Genomic DNA, 15,790 nt, shown 5'->3' with positions numbered 1-15,790 from the left:
TTTGTCACCGCCGGGGCTTGGCGGCCCTAGCTCGTGCGAACCTCGCGGAACGGAATATGCCGATCGACCTCCGGCTCCTTCGGCAGGCCGAGGACCCGCTCGCCGATGATGTTGCGCTGGATCTGGTCCGTGCCGCCGCCGATGGACGTGAAGTAGGCGTTCAGCGTCAGGAAGTTGGCGTCGTCGGCCCTTGGGTGCTCGGGCCCCTCCAGGAGGCTGCCGGCGCCGAGAATCAGCGTCCGGACACGCGCCTCCTCGTGGAGGATGCGGCTCATCGCCAGCTTCCCGAGACTCATGAGCGGAGAGGATGTGCCCTGCTTCAAGTCCGCCTTCGCCCGGGAGGCGTTGAGCGCGTTGAGTTTTTTGAGGCCGATCACCCTGGCGATCTCCTGACGGATCAGCGGATCACCGAGCATGCCCGCCTCCCGCGCCAGCGCGATAAGCGGCTCGCCTGAGCCTTCGGGCACGCCGCTGCGAGGGCCGCGCGCGGCTTCGCCCATCGCTGAACGCTCGTAGGCGAGGGCAGTTTGCAGCACGCCCCAGCCCTCGCCGAGTTCGCCGAGCAGGTTTTCCTCAGGACAGACGGCGTCCGTGATGAACACCTCGTTGAACTGGCTTTCCCCGGTGACCTGGCGGAGCGGCCGCACCTCCACCCCCAGCTGCTTCATGGGCAGGAAGAAAAAGCTGATCCCACCGTGCTTAGGCACATCCCAGTTCGTGCGGGCGATCAGCATGCCGTAGTCGGCCGTGGCGGCGTAGCTGGTCCAGACCTTCTGGCCGTTGACCACGAAGTGGTCGCCAACGCGGTCGGCGCGGGTGCGGACGCCCGCCAGGTCCGAGCCCGCGCCCGGCTCGGAATAGAGCAGGCACATGCCGACTTGGCCGCGCAGCAGCGGGACGATCAGCTTCTCCTTCAGAGCCTGAGTTCCGCCCGCGAGCAGGGTGTTGGCCCATAGGTTGGTGCGGTCCTGACCCGTGCCGGGCGCGCCGACCGCGGCGAACTCCTGCTCGACGATGCGCGCCTGGGCGTCCTTCAGGCTCCGGCCCATCCATTCGGCCGGCCATCGGGGGACGGCCCAGCGAGCCTGGACGACCTTGGCCAACCAGGCCTGGCGCTCTGCCTCGCTTTGCAGTGGGCCTGTCCAGTTGGCCGCCAGCCACGCGCGGACTTCCTCCCGCAGGTTGTCCTCCGCAACGGAGCGCGCGGCGTCGTCAGCCATCGGCGGCCTCCAGTTCTCGCAGGTAGCGGTCGCGGTGGAGGGTCGGCGCGCCGAACAGCTGCGCGTCGGCCCGAGCCCGGCGCAGGTAGAGGTGAGCCGGGTGGTCCCAAGTGAAGGCGATTCCGCCGTGCATCTGGATCGCATCGGCGCAGATCTTCACGAAGGCCTCGGAACAGGCGAAGGCCGCCAGCTCCACGGCCGCCTTGGCGTCGGGCGCCGCTGCCGCGAGTTGGGTGGCGGCATAGCGGGCCGCCGAGATGGCGCTTTCCGACTCCAGGAGAAGATCCGCAGCCATATGTTTGATGGCCTGGAAGCTGCCGATCGGCCGTCCGAACTGGATACGTGTCCTGGCGTAGTCGACCGTGAAAGCAAGGACGTGCTGACCTGCGCCGGCCTGCTCGCCGGTGATCGCCACGCGGGCGAGATCGAGCGCTGCCTCGATGGCTTGCCAGCCCCTGCCGCTCTCGCCGATCCGTCTGGCTGCGGCGCCGTCAAAAGTCAGATTCGCGAGCCGCAGGGTCCTATCGAAAGTCGGAAGCAACTTCAGGCTGACCCCGCTTGCGCCGGGATCCACTTCGAAGACATCGATCCCGCCGGCGGATCGCGCCGCCACGAGCAGCACGTTTGCGCTGTGTCCGTGGATGACGAAGGCTGCCTCACCGTCCAGTTGCCAGGCTTCGGCGTCAGGGCTGGCGATCACGGCGACCCCATCAGGTGTCCAGCACCCCCGGGGCCCCGTCAGGGCGGCTGCGGCGATGACAGAGCCCGCGGCAATCTCGGGAAGAAGTCGGCCCGACGCTTCGGCGTCGTCCAGCCGGCGTAGAAGCTCCGCGCACAGAACCGCGCTCGACAGGAAGGGCGCGCAAAGCAGCGCCGCGCCAGCTTCCTCCATGATGAACTCGAGTTCCACGGGTCCGGCGCCTGCGCCGCCGTATTCCTCGTCGATCACCAATCCGAGCAGGCCGAAAGCGGCCAGCTCACGCCACAGAGCGGCATCATAGCCCTCGCGGCTATCCATGACCCGCCGAACATCCGCGAGCGTGCTCCTGTCATCCAGGAGCCTGCCAATGGCCGCCCTCAGGGCCGAGCGTTCCTCGATGGTCAAAGCCGGCATAGCTCACGCCTGATTTATAGACGACCGTCGTCACAAAATAGCATTGAGGACTGCTCGGCAAGCTTGATGTCCTCGGCTGCACCCATGCGCCGCGACATGGCGACGCTATTGGAGGGGCGCGTTGACGTGGCGCCGGAATTATCGGACGGTTCTCGTCTAAAACAGGAATGGGCGATCCGGAGCGGACGTTTTGAGCCTTTTGGCGTCGAGTGCAGATTCGCCCGCCCGCGGACGGCCAAGAGACGTTTCGATTGAGGCGCGGGTCTTCGACGCGGCGATGGCCGTCTATGCGGAGGGCGGCTGGGCCGCCTTCTCGTTCGAGGCGGTGGCCCGTCGCTCGGGGGTGGGCAAAGCGTCCCTTTACCGCCGGTGGCCTGGCCGTGGCGAACTGTTGAGGCAGACCTTCGAGGCGCGCTGGCTCGCCGTCACGAAAATCGACACCGGGAACCTGCAGGGAGATCTGCGGGCCCTCGCTCGCATGGTGGCTCAAACCCTCACGGGTCCGTTCAGCGGTGCGCATCCACGGATCAGCCTGGACTTGGCCGAACATCCCGAGCTCCTGGCGTTCCTGCGTCCCTATGCGGAGGCCACCATCGCGCAGGGACGGCACATCATCCGGCGAGCGATCGCCAGGGGCGAGCTCGCCGCATCAGTCAACCCGGGTCTGATCATGGATCTGGTGGTCGGGGGCGTCACCAACCACGTCCGGACGACGCCCCGCCGTCTTCGTCAGGCGATGCTGGCGAAGATCGAGGGCTTCATCGACTCGATCGTCGAGGTCGTTCTCGCGGGCGTGGGCGCCAAAACCTTGCCCGTGCGCGCGCCAGGGCCGGGGGAGGAAGGCCTGTGAGCACTGACGCGGTGGACGCGGTGGTGGTTGGAGCTGGCTTCGGCGGCCTCTACATGGTCCATCGGCTGCGGCAGCTCGGCATGACCGTCCAGGGCTTCGATGCCGCGGGCGGCGTTGGCGGCACCTGGTACTGGAACCGCTATCCCGGCGCGCGCTGCGACATCCCGAGCCTCTTCTACTCCTACACCTGGTCTGCCGAGGTGCAGCAGGAATGGCGCTGGAGCGAGAAGTACGCCGCCCAGCCCGAAATCCTGGCTTACGCCGAGTTCGTGGCGGAAAAATACGACCTGAAGCGGGCCTTCGCCTTCGAAACCAAGGTGACGTCGGCGGTCTGGGACGAGGCTGCCCGCCATTGGACGGTGACCACGGACCGCGGTCATCGCGTCTCCGCCCGCTTCTGCATCATGGCGACGGGTTGCCTGTCGATGCCTCGCGCGCCGGGCATCCCCGGCGAGGACAACTTCGAGGGCCGGACCTTCCACACCGGCACGTGGCCGCACGAGCCGGTCACCTTTGAGGGGCAGAAGGTGGCGGTGATCGGCACCGGCTCATCAGCCATCCAGTCGATTACCGAAATCGCCAAGACCGCACACCACGTCTACGTCTTCCAGCGCACGCCGAACTTCAGCGTCCCGGCCCGAAACGCGCCGCTGACCGAGCAGGATTACGCCGCGTTTTGGGAGCAGTACCCGGCCTACCGGCAGATGGTGCTGGAGGGCACGGCGGGGATCGCCGGCGGCAGCCCGTTTCGCAGCCTAACAGCCGAACAGCAGCGCGCCAGGTTCGAAGAGCTTTGGAACATCGGCGGCGCCGGCTACCTCGGCGCGCTGGCGGACCTACTGACCAACCCGATCGCGAACGACGCGGCGGCGAACTTTGTGCGCGAGAAGATCCGCGACATCGTGAAGGACCCGGACGTGGCCGAGGCCCTGCTGCCGGACGATCATCCAATCGGGGCCAAGCGCATTTGCGTCGACACCGGCTATTACGAGGTGTTCAACCAGGAGAACGTCACCCTGGTGAACCTGCGCAAGGCGCCCATCGAGGCGATCACGCGGGCCGGGGTGCGGCTGCAGGCGCAGGCGCAGGAGTATCCGGTCGACGCCGTCGTCTACGCCACCGGCTTCGACGCCATGACGGGGGCGCTACTGAACATCGACATCCGCGGGGAGGGCGGGTTCAGCTTGTCCGAGGGGTGGCGGGACGGGCCCAAGACATACCTGGGACTGCAAGTCGCCGGCTTCCCCAACTTCTTCACCATCACCGGTCCGGGCAGCCCCTCGGTGCTGTCCAACATGATCAGCAGCTGCGAGCAGCACGTCGAATGGATCACCGATTGCTTGGCGTGGCTGGACGCCAACGGAGTCGATGCCATCGCGGCCGACCCGCAGGCCCAAGAGGACTGGGTCCGCAAGGTCAACGAGGCCGCCGACCAGACCCTCTTCCCGAAGGCCAACAGCTGGTACATCGGGGCGAACATCCCCGGAAAGCCGCGGGTCTTCATGCCCTACGTCGGCGGCCACTACCGACAGATCTGCAACACCGTGGCGGCGGACGGATACCGCGGGTTCCGTCTCTCGGGATCGGCGGACCGCGCCTCAAGGCGGGTGGTGCGGACATGACCCGGTTGGATCGGCGAACGCAGGGTTCGTCGACTGCCCCCTCGCAGACAGGAGTCACCCATGCCCCTTCATAGCCGCATCTGCGATATCTTCGGCATTCAGTATCCGATCGTGCTCGCCGGGATGGGCGGCGCCAGCGTCCCGCGGCTGGCGGCGGCGGTTTCGAATGCAGGCGGGCTTGGCGTGCTGGGCGCGGCGGCCTGCTCGCGCGAGGAACTGCGCGAGTGGATCCGCGAGGTTCGATCCCTCACCGATAAGCCATTCGGTGTCGACACCCTTCTGCCGGCGTCGGTGCGGCGCGATGGGAGGGACACCGCGGGGCCGGGGAAGCCGTCGCCCCTGGACCTCGCGAGCGAATACCAATCCTTCGCGGACGAGTTCATGCGCCAGGAGGGCTTGACGAAAGTGGCGCGGCCGCCACGGCGGTCCAACGCCGACGGGCAAGGCGGGCCGATGTTCTTCTCGAAGGAATTCTTCGAGGAGCAGATGGAGGTGGTCGTCGAGGAGAGGGTCCCCGTCTATGCCGCCGGGCTTGGCAATCCGGGCCCGTGGATGGAGCGGATGCGCGAGAACGGCACCAAGGTCATGGCGGTCATCGGTTCAGTGAAGCACGCTCTGCAGGTGGCGGCTTCCGGGGTGGATGTGGTTGTCGCACAAGGTCATGACGGCGGCGGCCATAACTCCCCGGTCGGCACCATGGCGCTCATCCCGCAGGTCGTGGATGCGCTCGCGGGCCGCGTGCCGGTCCTTGGTGCGGGCGGTATCGCCGACGGGCGGGGGGTCGCCGCTGCGCTGATGCTTGGCGCCGAAGGCGCCTGGATTGGAACGGCCTTTCTCGCGACCGAGGAAGCCGGCATCCATCAGTTCCAGAAGGAAGCCCTTGTGGAATCCGGCGACACGGACACCGTGGTGTCGAAGTCCGTGACCGGCAAGCCCGCGAGGCTTGTGCGGAACAAGTGGGCGCAGGCCTGGGTCGACGCCGGCAAGGAGCCCCTCCCGATGCCCTATCAGTCGATGATCTCCGGACCGGTTCTCGCAGCCGCCACCCAGGCGGAACGCAAGGATATCGCGCCTGGCTTTGCTGGCCAGGGGCTCGGCTTGATCCGGCAGATACGTCCGGCGCGTGAAGTGCTGGAGGATCTCGTCAGGAGCGCGGAGGAGAGCCTCACGCGAGCCGGTCAGTTCTGTTGAGTGGGCGATGGGCTGGGGAGACGTGCGGTGACCGATGACGCTGAGCTGCCTGGCGCTGCCCCTGTCAAGGCCTGGCAGGCGGCATTGCGGGCCGCCCCCTTTCACAACTGGCTGGACCTGGACATCGTGGCACTCTCGGACGACGGCCTCGAACTCGCGATGCCCTGGCGGGACGAGATTGTCTCCAACCCCCGCATCGGTTCCGTCCATGGGGGCGTTCTGGCCTCGTTGATCGATCTCGCCGGGTTCTACGTCCTGCTGGTTCACGGCCATCGGGTCACCGCGACCGCTACACTCTCGGTGGACTATCACCGTCCGGCGACCGCTGGGCCCATTCTCACATCCTCAAGGATCGTGAAGGTTGGGCGGCGGCTGTCAGTGGCCGAAAGCATGGTGCGAAGCGCTGGCGGTGACCTATACGCCAGCGGCCGCGGCGTCTATCTCACGGGCGAATAGCGGGACCCAAAGGCCAGCGCACCCGCCGCCGCCCGAGGGGCTTCAGCAGATGACCGGCGGTCGCCCGGCCGCACCGTCCGCAGTGCGTGGGCGACCGATCAGCATCTATGCCGGACTAAGCGCCGGCAGAGGATAGCAGCCGTCAGCGTCCGGGTGAGGTCTGAAGCCTTGGCTAGCGGTTGGGTCTGCAGGCGGCCAGCTTCTCTGCGGGAAGCTTGTCGCGGGAGTCGCCGAACTCAGTGATCACCCCGACCCGCTTCGCGAGTTGCTTGCAGGCGCTTACGCTCAGTGTCTGGTTGGTCCGAGCCCGAGCCACGCAGCGGGCGTCCTGACAATTGAACACAGCGCCGCCAGCGACGATCTTTAAGGGCTCTTTGAGCGCGGTTTCTAACTGCGCCACAACCGGCTCAGCGGCCTGGCCCGCGGCAACGATTGCGAGCGTCGCCAGGAGCCCTCCGACAGATGCTTTCAGAAACCTCACCCTGTACCCTCCATTTCCGACGCCGCAGCTCAGGACGCTGAGTATGATTGTAACATACAGCGCAAACTCGAGGTGCGGAAGGTCAGCTTTGGCGGCGCCGGTCCCCTTCGTGTCTCCCTTGGTCGCGGGCGCTTGTTCGCCGCCGCACCGACGGCGCAGCTCACAGCCCCGCTTTTCTCATTGCGTGACCCGGAAAGTGCGGCGAAGCTAAAGCAACGAAGATTACATGTCCCGTCTGCTGCGCCGAAGATGCAGCATCGTCGCGACTGGAGGACGCGAAGGTGTCGAGCGTTTCGCGCGTACCTTGGCTTCGGACACGGACCTTCGGGGCGCTGCAATGCGCAGCCTCCGGCCTTTCATCGTACTCAGTTCGTATTTCGGCGGCTTCCATGCCGCACGGTCTCAGAAGACACAATCAAAGAAGTGAGAAAAAACAGGGAGGAGTCTATCTTGACCAGGCGTAGTCACCTATTCGGTGGTTCGATACTTTCCATCGCCATCTCCTTCGGGGGCGCGGGCTTGGCGGACGCCCAGGCCCAGACCAGCCAACCGGCCGAAGTGGAGGAAGTCGTCGTGACCGGCTCCTTTATCGCCGGCACGCCCGAGGACGCGGCCCTGCCCGTCGACGTGCTCAGCGCAGAGGACCTGGAGGAGCAGGGCTCGCCGACGGTCGTCCAGCTCGTCAAGAACGTGACCTCGTCGCAATCGGCGCTGGGCGAGAGCAACCGCTACAACGGCGGCGCGGGGACGGCGACGATCAACCTGCGGGGCTTCGGTGCGGCACGGACGCTGACCCTGATGAATGGCCGTCGGCTCGCTGACAGCCCCGTAGCCGCCTTCCAAGGCGGCGGCGCCAACCTCAACTTCATCCCGACCGCCGCCGTCGGGCGGATCGAGATCCTCAAGGACGGGGCGGCGGCCACCTATGGCTCCGACGCCATCGGGGGCGTGGTGAATTTCATCACCCGCAAGGATCTCGACAACCTCGAGGTCAGCGCCGAATACGCCTTCATCGACGGCTCGGACGGCGACTACCGGCTCGACGCGGCGTGGGGCAAGCAGTTCGACAACGGCAACGTCTTGCTCACTGGCGGGTACCGCCACCGTTCGCGGCTTGACATCCATGACCGCGACTGGGCGCTCCGGTCGTTTGATTTCGGCGGCTATGCAGGCGCAGGGGGCTGGACCGGGGCGTCGAACCCCGGCCTGTTCCTCGCCGGAGCGAACCTCTTCCGCGATAACGGCTGCGAGGAGTTGGGCGGCGTCCTCACCAACAACGTGACCTACCAGAATCCGCTGAACGGCACGCTAGGACAGGGCGCCACAGCCACGGTCGCGGTGCCGACGGGGCCGCAGAATCCAGCGACATCCAGTTCCACGTGCCGGTTCCAGTTCTCCAACTTCAACGACCTGGTCAATGAGGAGGACCACTACCAACTCTACGGTGAGGTGAACTTCGATCTTTCGGAGACCATGTCCTTCCACGGGGAAGTCGCCTGGACGAAGAACGACACGCCGGTCCAGCGGATTTCGCCTGCGAACCTGACTGCCCAATATCCGTCGCCAGTTTCGGCGGGCGGCACTTCATTCTCGCCGACAGCTCCCAACGGCCCTAACTTCTCAGTTCCGTACAACATTCCAGCCAACCACCCGGGCCTCGTGGCCTTGCTGAACAGCTGCGCCGCGCCGTTGACCGCCGCGCAATGCGCGGCGATCCGCGCCACCGCCAACAGCAGCGTCGGCGCCCAGCCTGGCGCGCCCCTGGGCGCCCGGGGGGTGGATATCGTTCAGCTCGGCTGGCGCGCGATCGCCTTCGCCGGCCATCCGCTCAACCCCGACAAGGCCGACCACCAGTCGATCCAGAACGACGGCTTCCGTGTCTCGGGCGGCTTCCAGGGCAAGGTGTTCGGAAGCGTCAACTACGACACGGCGCTCACCTATATGGAGCAGAAGAACACCTCGAACACGAACGACCTCCTGGTCCGCAATATCCAGCTGGCCCTGCGCGGCTTCGGGGCCAAGGCAGACGATCCGGGCGGCTGTAGCGCGGCCGAGACCGCCAACTTCACGACCGGCGCCGGCAACGCCGCGTTGGGGTGCTACTACTTCAATCCGTTCACCAACGGCGTCGCCACAAGCGTGGTGAATGGCGCGGCCAATCCGTTCTTCAACCCGTCGGTGGCGAACGACCCGCAGGTGGTCGCCTGGCTGTACGGAAACTACACCAATGTCTTGACGAACCGGCTGCTCGTGGCCGACGTCGTCTTCTCGGGCGAAAGCGGCATCGAGCTTCCCGGCGGCCCCGTAGCCTGGGCGGCCGGCGCGCAATACCGCTACACCCAGGAGATTCGGAAGTACGGCGCCCTCTTCAATTCGGCGGAGACGCCATGCCCGGACCGCCCGGCGTGCGCCGATGAAAGTGGGCCCCTACAGTTCTTCGGGTCCGATTCCGACCGCGACGACGACGCGAATGTGAAGGCGATCTTCGCTGAGTTGCAGTTCCCCGTCACGGCCGCCATCAACGTCAACTTCGCGATCCGCCACGAGGACTACCAAGGCGCCGTCGGCTCCACCACCAACCCCAAGGTGGCCCTGAAATGGCAGGTGGTCGACTGGCTTGCGCTGCGCGGCACGGCTAGCACCACCTTCCGGGCGCCCGGGCCGGGCCTGGTTGGCAACAACTGCAATAATGGCGTGCGCGTGCTCGGAAGCGCCTACCGCGCCTTCCAGAGCTGTGGCAATCCCGACCTGAAGCCCGAGAAGGCCGACACCTTCAATGTCGGCGCCATCCTGGATATCGGCGGCTTCTCCGCCACCGTCGATTACTTTAATTTCAAGTTCAAGGACGAGATCATCGAGGAAAGTGGCGCTCGCCTGTACGCCACAATGTTCCCGGGCGCGTCCAACGTGAACTGCGGAAATCCGGCCTTCGCAGCGCTGCAAGCCCGCTTTACGTTCGCCGGCGCTTGCGGCGCGGCGAACGTGGCCCGCCTCCGCAGCTTTGTGGTCAACGGCCCGACGACGGATACTTCCGGGGTGGAGTTCCGCGCGCAGTACGACTGGGACGGCTGGTTCGATGGCCATTGGGCTGTTGGAGGCGAGGCCACCTACCTCATCGAATATAAGCGCGGCGAAGTGACCATGCTCGGCGCAGACATCCCTATCTCGCCTGAGGAGGACCGCGCAGGTCTGTCCGACCTGATCAACGACTTCTTCTCCTACCCCGAGCTCAAGGCCAACGCCTTCGCGGCGTTCGTGAAGGGGCCGCTTTCGGTGCGCTGGCAGACGCGGTTCTCGGAAGGCACATCGCCTGCCTTCGGATCGCCGCTGTTCGTCACCGTCCCAAATTCGGCCGCGACAACGGGCGCGGCGGCCTGCGCGGGCGCTTCCACGTCGTGCGCTGGGCGCGACCTCCTGCCCGTCGGCAAGTCAAAGGCCTTCTGGCAGCACGACCTGATCGTGCGCTGGGAAGCGCCGTGGGACTCGGTGGTGACGGCGAGCATCCAGAACGTCTTCGACAAGGACCCGCCGTACGTTCCGAGCCAGTACAACTACGACTACACCTCGGGAAACCCGCTTGGCCGTGTGGTCGAGGTCGGCATCAGAAAGACATTCTAGGGCTTCGATCCGCAGGGGCGTCGCTCCCTGGCGAGCGGCGCTCCTGCTTCCGGTGTTCCGTTCAGCGGGCGTTTTTCGAGGCGGCGGCGCGATTCACTGTGAAGCTGCCCCTAGTTCAGGTCTATCCCACCGGGCCGCTGAGCCCGGACGCCGATCGCCTGCCCCCAGGCGAAGTTGGCGTGCGTGTGGAGGTGCACGGCGAGGCGGGACCAGGGATAGCCGGTCGATGGCAAATGGCGCCAACAGGCATGACACACATCTCCAGGCACGGCATCGCCCGCGTGATGCTGCTCGGACGGCATCGCTTCGGGTCGGCCAAGCTGTTTCACGAGGGTGGCAGCTTGCGGCTGGCAGTCTTCAACTGGTGGTTCACCTGCCGGACGCCTTGAGCCACGGCCACGATCTATGTGCGCTGGCTGCGTCCACCCGTCGGGCGGCAACGGTCGGGCTTCGCCGGATCGCCGCGCCGATTGGCAGCCAAGGGGCCTTGGAAGCATGTAGCCGATGAGTGCGACACACATGGAATGAAGGTGGGCGATCACCTCGTTGACGCTCGCGGACTACTGGGTGGACCGGCGACGCATCTTCACCCTCAACGAGCCATGCAAGGGCTCAAGAGACGGGACCAACGGTCGGGGTCCTCGCGGGAATCTATCAGTTCACTCAGCGGCCACAGAACCATTTCGATCGTCGATGTGTCGTGAAAAAACCGCGCCTAGCGCCAACAGGCGCGCCGAAACTTCTCCGGCGCTCTGCTTAAGCGCCTCGATCAAATCAAGATCATCACAGCGCGTGTTCTTACCGGAAGCCGAGATTGCCGCTACGACACGCCCATTGCCATCTCGCACGGGCACGGCGGCGCAGTACAAATCCTCGTCCACTTCGGCATTGTCAAAGGCATAGCCCAATGCGCGAACCGTCTCAAGTTCTTCACGTATCTGATCAGGCGATGTTATCGTATGCTTGGTTAAAGCCACAAATTCTCCACTACCCAGATACTGGGATAAGCGTTGCTCATGTAGATCGGCCAGGAGGATCTTTCCAATACCAGAGCAATACGCTTCGAGTTGCATACCTTCCCGTGTGAACAGGAGTTCTGAATGCACGCCCTCCTTGACCAAGTATGTCACCATATCCTCCTCAAGTACGCCAAGATGGATGGTGCGAGCTAATTGAGACGCCAACTTGCGCAGGATCGGTCGGCTCATCGCCGCTACTAGGCTGTTGAAATCCGTCAGCCCCGCGACCTGTGCCACCGCTCCGCCGGCGGCGTATTTCCCCGAACCAATCCTCGCAAGAAGGCCTCGGCTCTCGAAGACGGAAATCAATCGATAGGCGGTCGAAGCTGGAATCCGCAGATCCGCCGCGACCTCGCGGAGAGATCGGTCGGGCTCGGCCGTAAGGCGCAGCCACAGATCCAGCGCTTTCGCCAGAGCTGCGGCGCCGCTCGTGTGATCCTGAGACCATGGGGCCTCGCTTGGCGTTCTCACGATGTGGGACTCCCTGTTCCGCACTCATTGCTGGTCCATGCCTGTGAGCTCTACGCTTGCCCCAACAAAACACAAAATCGGGAGGGGCGCCCAAATGGCGTCTGAGACATTTGGCAACTTGGCCGCGCGTCTGCGGCAGGCCTACGACCGGGGGCCTGTTCCGCCCCTGCGAGACGGCCTTGCTCCGTCGGACATGGAAGGCGCCTATGCCGTCCAGAGCCTCAATACCCGCTACTGGGTAGAGGCCGGCCGCCGGATCATCGGCAAGAAGATAGGTCTGACATCCGAAGCTGTGCAAAAGCAGCTCGGCGTCAACCAACCTGACTTCGGGGCTTTGTTTTCTGACATGGAAATCATCGATGGCGGAGAATTAGATCCGAAGAAGGTTCTTCAGCCGAAAGCGGAAGCGGAGATCGCCATTGTTTTGGGCAGGGATCTGGACGGGTTAGACATAAGCATTGGCGATATTGTCGCGGCCGTTGATCACATTTCACCTGCCATCGAAATAGTCGACAGTCGTATCGAGGATTGGAAGATAACGTTCGCCGACACCGTGGCAGACAACGGGTCTTCAGCATTCTTCGTCTTGGGCCGGCAACGTATCCCCCTACGAGATCTCGATCTTCGGACTTGCGGAATGATCCTCGAGGTCAATGGCGCGCTGGCCTCGATGGGGGTTGGCGCCGCTTGCCTTGGCAGTCCGCTCAACGCCGCCGCATGGCTGGCGCGCACGCTCGCGACCAGGGGCGAGCCGTTGCGGGCGGGCGACCTGGTGTTGACGGGCGCGCTTGGGCCGATGGTGTCGCTCGCGCCGGGGGATTCAGTCGGGGTCTCCATCGGCGGCCTCGGCGATTGCGGGTTCAAGTACGGAGTAGCGGCGTGAGCGTACAGACGAAGGTCGCGATCATCGGGTCCGGCAACATTGGTACGGATCTGATGTTTAAGATCCTACGGAGATCTCGCCACCTCGCGCTGGGGGGCCTCGCGGGCGTGGATCCCGCCTCAGAGGGCTTAGCGCGAGCCAAGCGACTGGGAGTGGCCACAACCGACCGCGGCATTGACGGTCTGCGCGAACTTGACTGCTGGCCCGAGGTCCAAATCGTTTTTGACGCAACCTCGGCCGCAGCCCACGCGCGGCATCAGGAGATCTGTCTCGCCGACGGCAAAGTCATGATCGACCTGACGCCTGCGGCGGTCGGCCCATATGTCGTCCCCGTGGTGAACGGAGACGCTCACCTCAACGCACAGAACCTCAACATGGTCACGTGCGGCGGCCAGGCGACGATCCCGATCGTCGCCGCGGTAAGTTCAGTGGCGCGCGTCCGCTATGCGGAAATCGTGGCGTCCATCGCCTCGAAGTCGGCTGGGCCAGGCACCCGAGCGAACATCGATGAATTCACCGAAACAACCTCCCGGGCCATTGCTGCGGTGGGAGGCTCCGATCGCGGCAAGGCCATCATCATCCTCAATCCCGCCGAGCCCCCGCTGGTTATGCGCGACACAGTGTACTGCCTGGCTGAAGGGGGAGAGCCTGCGGCGATCAAGGCAGCTATAGTAAAGATGGTCGAAAGCGTTCAGGCCTATGTTCCGGGATACAGGCTAAAACAAGAAGTTCAGATCGAGCGCATTGGAGATAACCAGCCGATCTATATTCCAGACATGAGCGAAAAATTCACCGGGTATAAGGTTACGACGTTTTTGGAAGTCGAAGGCGCCGGAGACTATCTTCCGTCCTATGCTGGAAATCTGGACATCATGACGTCAGCCGCCCTCAATACCGCAGAGCGCGTGGCGGCGGCCCGGGCTGGGGCGGTGCGCGCGTGACCCCAATTGCGCAGCCGCGGAAGCTCTATATCCAGGACGTCACCTTGCGTGACGGCATGCACGCGATAGGCCATCAGTACGGTCTGGACGCCGTCATCAAGATCGCCAAGGCGCTGGATGCGGCCAAGGTGGACGCCATCGAGATCGCGCACGGTGACGGTCTCGCCGGATCTTCGCTGAACTACGGCTTTGGCCGCCATACGGATTGGGAGTGGATTTCCGCCGCTGCTGAACAACTGACCCACGCGACACTTACGACCCTCCTTCTGCCCGGCATCGGAACGGTTCATGACTTGAAGCGCGCATTCCACGCGGGGGTGCGGTCGGTTCGTATCGCGACGCATTGCACGGAAGCCGATATTTCCAGACAACACATCGGGTTCGCGCGCGACCTCGGCATGGACGTCGCCGGCTTCCTGATGATGAGCCATAGAGCTTGTCCAGAAGAGCTGGCGCAGCAGGCGCTCCTCATGGAGAGCTATGGCGCGAATTGCGTGTACGTCACGGATTCGGGCGGCGCGCTTACCATGGATGGCGTCACGGCGCGGCTCGAGGCCTACGACCGGGTCCTCAGGCCAGAGACGGAACGTGGCATCCACGCCCATCACAACCTTTCCCTCGGCGTGGCGAACTCTGTCGCGGCGGTCCAGGCTGGCGCGACCCGCGTGGACGCCAGTTTGGCGGGTATGGGCGCCGGGGCGGGGAACGCCCCGCTGGAGGTCTTCATCGCAGTGGCGGATCTGTACGGCTGGCCACACGGCGCCGACCTCTTCACGCTCATGGACGCGGCGGACGAACTTGTTCGCCCCCTGCAGGACCGCCCCGTTCGCGTGGATCGCGAGACCCTGACCCTCGGATATGCCGGCGTCTACTCAAGCTTCCTGCGGCATTCAGAGCGTGCGGCGGACACCTACGGCGTTGATGTCCGCAGCATCCTCGTGGAACTCGGACGTCGCGGCATGGTCGGAGGACAGGAAGACATGATCGTCGATGTCGCCCTGGATCTCGCCTCCCAGGCAAGGCCGGGAAAAGAAACTCGTTAAATCTAATCAAGACGAAGCGAAAAGCGGAGGATAAGATGGTCGTAGACAAGGAGAATTCAAGCCGATCTGTAAAGGTTCAAGATCTGGATATTCATTATCATGAAGCTGGTGAAGGTCCGGTCCTCCTTTTCATCCACGGATCTGGCCCCGGGGCCACAGGTTGGAGCAACTTCCAGAAAAACCTGGGGCATTTCGCAGAACATTTTCGAGTTATCGCCGCTGATCTACCGAACTTCGGGAAAAGCACGAAGCTCTCTGTGCCGATCGATCGTGTCTGGAGCTATTATGCGGAGGTCATGCTCGGCTTGCTGTCGGCGCTGGGGATCGACAAGGCTGATCTGGTCGGCAATTCCCTCGGCGGCGGCATCGCACTGAAGATGGCGATGGACCAGCCTGAAAGAATAGGGCGCCTGGTCCTGATGGGCGCAGGCGGCAGCCTTCCAATCCTGACGCCGACGCCCAGCGAAGGTATCAAGCATCTGCTCGACTACTACGAGCACCCTGGGCCGTCTCGCGAGAAGCTTCGGAACTTCTTGGATGTCATGGTTTATGACACCTCTGAACTCACGGACGAGCTCATCGAAGAGCGCTTCCACGCCAGCAATGATCCGGCCATTGCGGCTAACCCGCTGTTCAGTCGCACCCGTCTGCCCTCCGGCGAGGCGCTATTCCCCAAGCTGCCGTCGGTCGCGCAAAAGACACTGCTGATCTGGGGCCGTGATGACCGAACGGTCACGCTCGACAACGCCTTCCTACTCCTGAAGCTCCTCCCGGATGTGCGTTTGCATGTCTTCGGCAAGTGCGGCCACTGGGCGCAATGGGAGAAGGCCCAGGAGTTCAACACCCTCGTCAGCGACTTCCTTAGGGAAGGGGCGCGGTGA

13 protein-coding genes are annotated in these 15,790 nt (G+C 64.5%); 9 read left to right on the top strand and 4 right to left on the bottom strand.

What is annotated here, in order from left to right; all coding sequences use genetic code 11:
- Window positions 1–26 precede the first annotated feature (26 nt).
- Both ACO2Q0_RS00620 and ACO2Q0_RS00615 read right to left on the bottom strand, forming a co-directional pair.
- Window positions 27–1,220 carry an acyl-CoA dehydrogenase family protein gene (locus tag ACO2Q0_RS00620; protein WP_423349540.1) on the bottom strand — a complete coding sequence of 398 codons (1,194 nt, stop codon included), beginning with the start codon at window positions 1,218–1,220 and terminating at the stop codon, window positions 27–29.
- Window positions 1,213–2,334 (bottom strand): acyl-CoA dehydrogenase family protein, encoded by a 1,122-nt coding sequence (locus tag ACO2Q0_RS00615; RefSeq protein WP_423349539.1) that lies wholly within the window; start codon window positions 2,332–2,334, stop codon window positions 1,213–1,215. The genes ACO2Q0_RS00620 and ACO2Q0_RS00615 overlap by 8 nt, the downstream gene beginning before the upstream one ends.
- Before the next feature lie 277 nt (window positions 2,335–2,611).
- Between ACO2Q0_RS00615 and ACO2Q0_RS00610 the strand changes: the two genes are divergently transcribed.
- The 4 genes from ACO2Q0_RS00610 to ACO2Q0_RS00595 are packed head-to-tail and all read left to right on the top strand — an operon-like array spanning window position 2,612 to window position 6,453.
- Entirely contained in the window at window positions 2,612–3,184 is a 573-nt protein-coding gene (locus ACO2Q0_RS00610; protein ID WP_257838496.1) for a TetR/AcrR family transcriptional regulator, read from the top strand.
- A complete protein-coding gene (locus ACO2Q0_RS00605; protein ID WP_423349538.1) occupies window positions 3,181–4,806 on the top strand; it encodes a flavin-containing monooxygenase in 1,626 nt (541 codons plus the stop codon). The genes ACO2Q0_RS00610 and ACO2Q0_RS00605 overlap by 4 nt, the downstream gene beginning before the upstream one ends.
- 60 nt (window positions 4,807–4,866) lie before the next feature.
- Entirely contained in the window at window positions 4,867–5,997 is a 1,131-nt protein-coding gene (locus tag ACO2Q0_RS00600) for an NAD(P)H-dependent flavin oxidoreductase (protein ID WP_423349537.1), read from the top strand.
- Window positions 5,998–6,024: 27 nt separating this feature from the next.
- The gene (locus ACO2Q0_RS00595) at window positions 6,025–6,453 is read left to right on the top strand and encodes a PaaI family thioesterase (RefSeq protein ID WP_257817783.1); all 429 of its coding nucleotides are present in this window, start codon (window positions 6,025–6,027) and stop codon (window positions 6,451–6,453) included.
- Between the two features lie 172 nt (window positions 6,454–6,625).
- Here the strand turns inward: ACO2Q0_RS00595 and ACO2Q0_RS00590 are convergent, their stop codons facing one another.
- Window positions 6,626–6,934 (bottom strand): CC_3452 family protein, encoded by a 309-nt coding sequence (locus ACO2Q0_RS00590; RefSeq protein WP_293467481.1) that lies wholly within the window; start codon window positions 6,932–6,934, stop codon window positions 6,626–6,628.
- A gap of 132 nt (window positions 6,935–7,066) precedes the next feature.
- Here ACO2Q0_RS00590 and ACO2Q0_RS00585 point away from each other — a divergent pair, with 132 nt between their 5' ends.
- Window positions 7,067–10,552 carry a TonB-dependent receptor domain-containing protein gene (locus ACO2Q0_RS00585; RefSeq protein ID WP_423349536.1) on the top strand — a complete coding sequence of 1,162 codons (3,486 nt, stop codon included), beginning with the start codon at window positions 7,067–7,069 and terminating at the stop codon, window positions 10,550–10,552.
- Between the two features lie 659 nt (window positions 10,553–11,211).
- Here ACO2Q0_RS00585 and ACO2Q0_RS00580 read toward each other — a convergent pair.
- The gene (locus ACO2Q0_RS00580) at window positions 11,212–12,042 is read right to left on the bottom strand and encodes an IclR family transcriptional regulator (RefSeq protein WP_423349535.1); all 831 of its coding nucleotides are present in this window, start codon (window positions 12,040–12,042) and stop codon (window positions 11,212–11,214) included.
- A 193-nt stretch (window positions 12,043–12,235) separates the two neighbouring features.
- Between ACO2Q0_RS00580 and ACO2Q0_RS00575 the strand changes: the two genes are divergently transcribed.
- Genes ACO2Q0_RS00575 through ACO2Q0_RS00560 form a run of 4 tightly spaced genes read left to right on the top strand, consistent with a single transcriptional unit; the run spans window position 12,236 to window position 15,790 of the window.
- Window positions 12,236–12,925: a 2-keto-4-pentenoate hydratase gene (locus ACO2Q0_RS00575; protein WP_423349534.1), complete on the top strand. Its 690-nt coding sequence runs from the start codon at window positions 12,236–12,238 to the stop codon at window positions 12,923–12,925.
- Window positions 12,922–13,866 carry an acetaldehyde dehydrogenase (acetylating) gene (locus tag ACO2Q0_RS00570; RefSeq protein WP_423349533.1) on the top strand — a complete coding sequence of 315 codons (945 nt, stop codon included), beginning with the start codon at window positions 12,922–12,924 and terminating at the stop codon, window positions 13,864–13,866. Before ACO2Q0_RS00575 ends, ACO2Q0_RS00570 begins: the two co-directional genes overlap by 4 nt.
- A complete protein-coding gene (gene dmpG / locus ACO2Q0_RS00565; RefSeq protein ID WP_423349532.1) occupies window positions 13,863–14,909 on the top strand; it encodes a 4-hydroxy-2-oxovalerate aldolase in 1,047 nt (348 codons plus the stop codon). The genes ACO2Q0_RS00570 and dmpG overlap by 4 nt, the downstream gene beginning before the upstream one ends.
- Window positions 14,910–14,944: 35 nt before the next feature.
- On the top strand, window positions 14,945–15,790 hold the full coding sequence (locus ACO2Q0_RS00560; protein ID WP_423349531.1) for an alpha/beta fold hydrolase: 846 nt from the start codon (window positions 14,945–14,947) through the stop codon (window positions 15,788–15,790).

Source organism: Phenylobacterium sp. VNQ135, from assembly GCF_049445735.1.
In the GTDB taxonomy this organism is placed as follows: domain Bacteria; phylum Pseudomonadota; class Alphaproteobacteria; order Caulobacterales; family Caulobacteraceae; genus Phenylobacterium.
Note: the sequence above shows the minus strand (reverse complement) of the source record. Positions and strands in the feature narration are given on the sequence as shown.

Coding starts and splice junctions, on each gene's coding strand:
- ACO2Q0_RS00610 (WP_257838496.1), top strand. CDS start 2,612: ATGGCCGTCTATGCGGAGGGCGGCTGGGCCGCCTTCTCGTTCGAGGCG.
- ACO2Q0_RS00615 (WP_423349539.1), bottom strand. CDS start 2,334: ATGCCGGCTTTGACCATCGAGGAACGCTCGGCCCTGAGGGCGGCCATT.
- ACO2Q0_RS00575 (WP_423349534.1), top strand. CDS start 12,236: ATGGAAGGCGCCTATGCCGTCCAGAGCCTCAATACCCGCTACTGGGTA.
- ACO2Q0_RS00560 (WP_423349531.1), top strand. CDS start 14,945: ATGGTCGTAGACAAGGAGAATTCAAGCCGATCTGTAAAGGTTCAAGAT.
- ACO2Q0_RS00600 (WP_423349537.1), top strand. CDS start 4,867: ATGCCCCTTCATAGCCGCATCTGCGATATCTTCGGCATTCAGTATCCG.
- ACO2Q0_RS00620 (WP_423349540.1), bottom strand. CDS start 1,220: ATGGCTGACGACGCCGCGCGCTCCGTTGCGGAGGACAACCTGCGGGAG.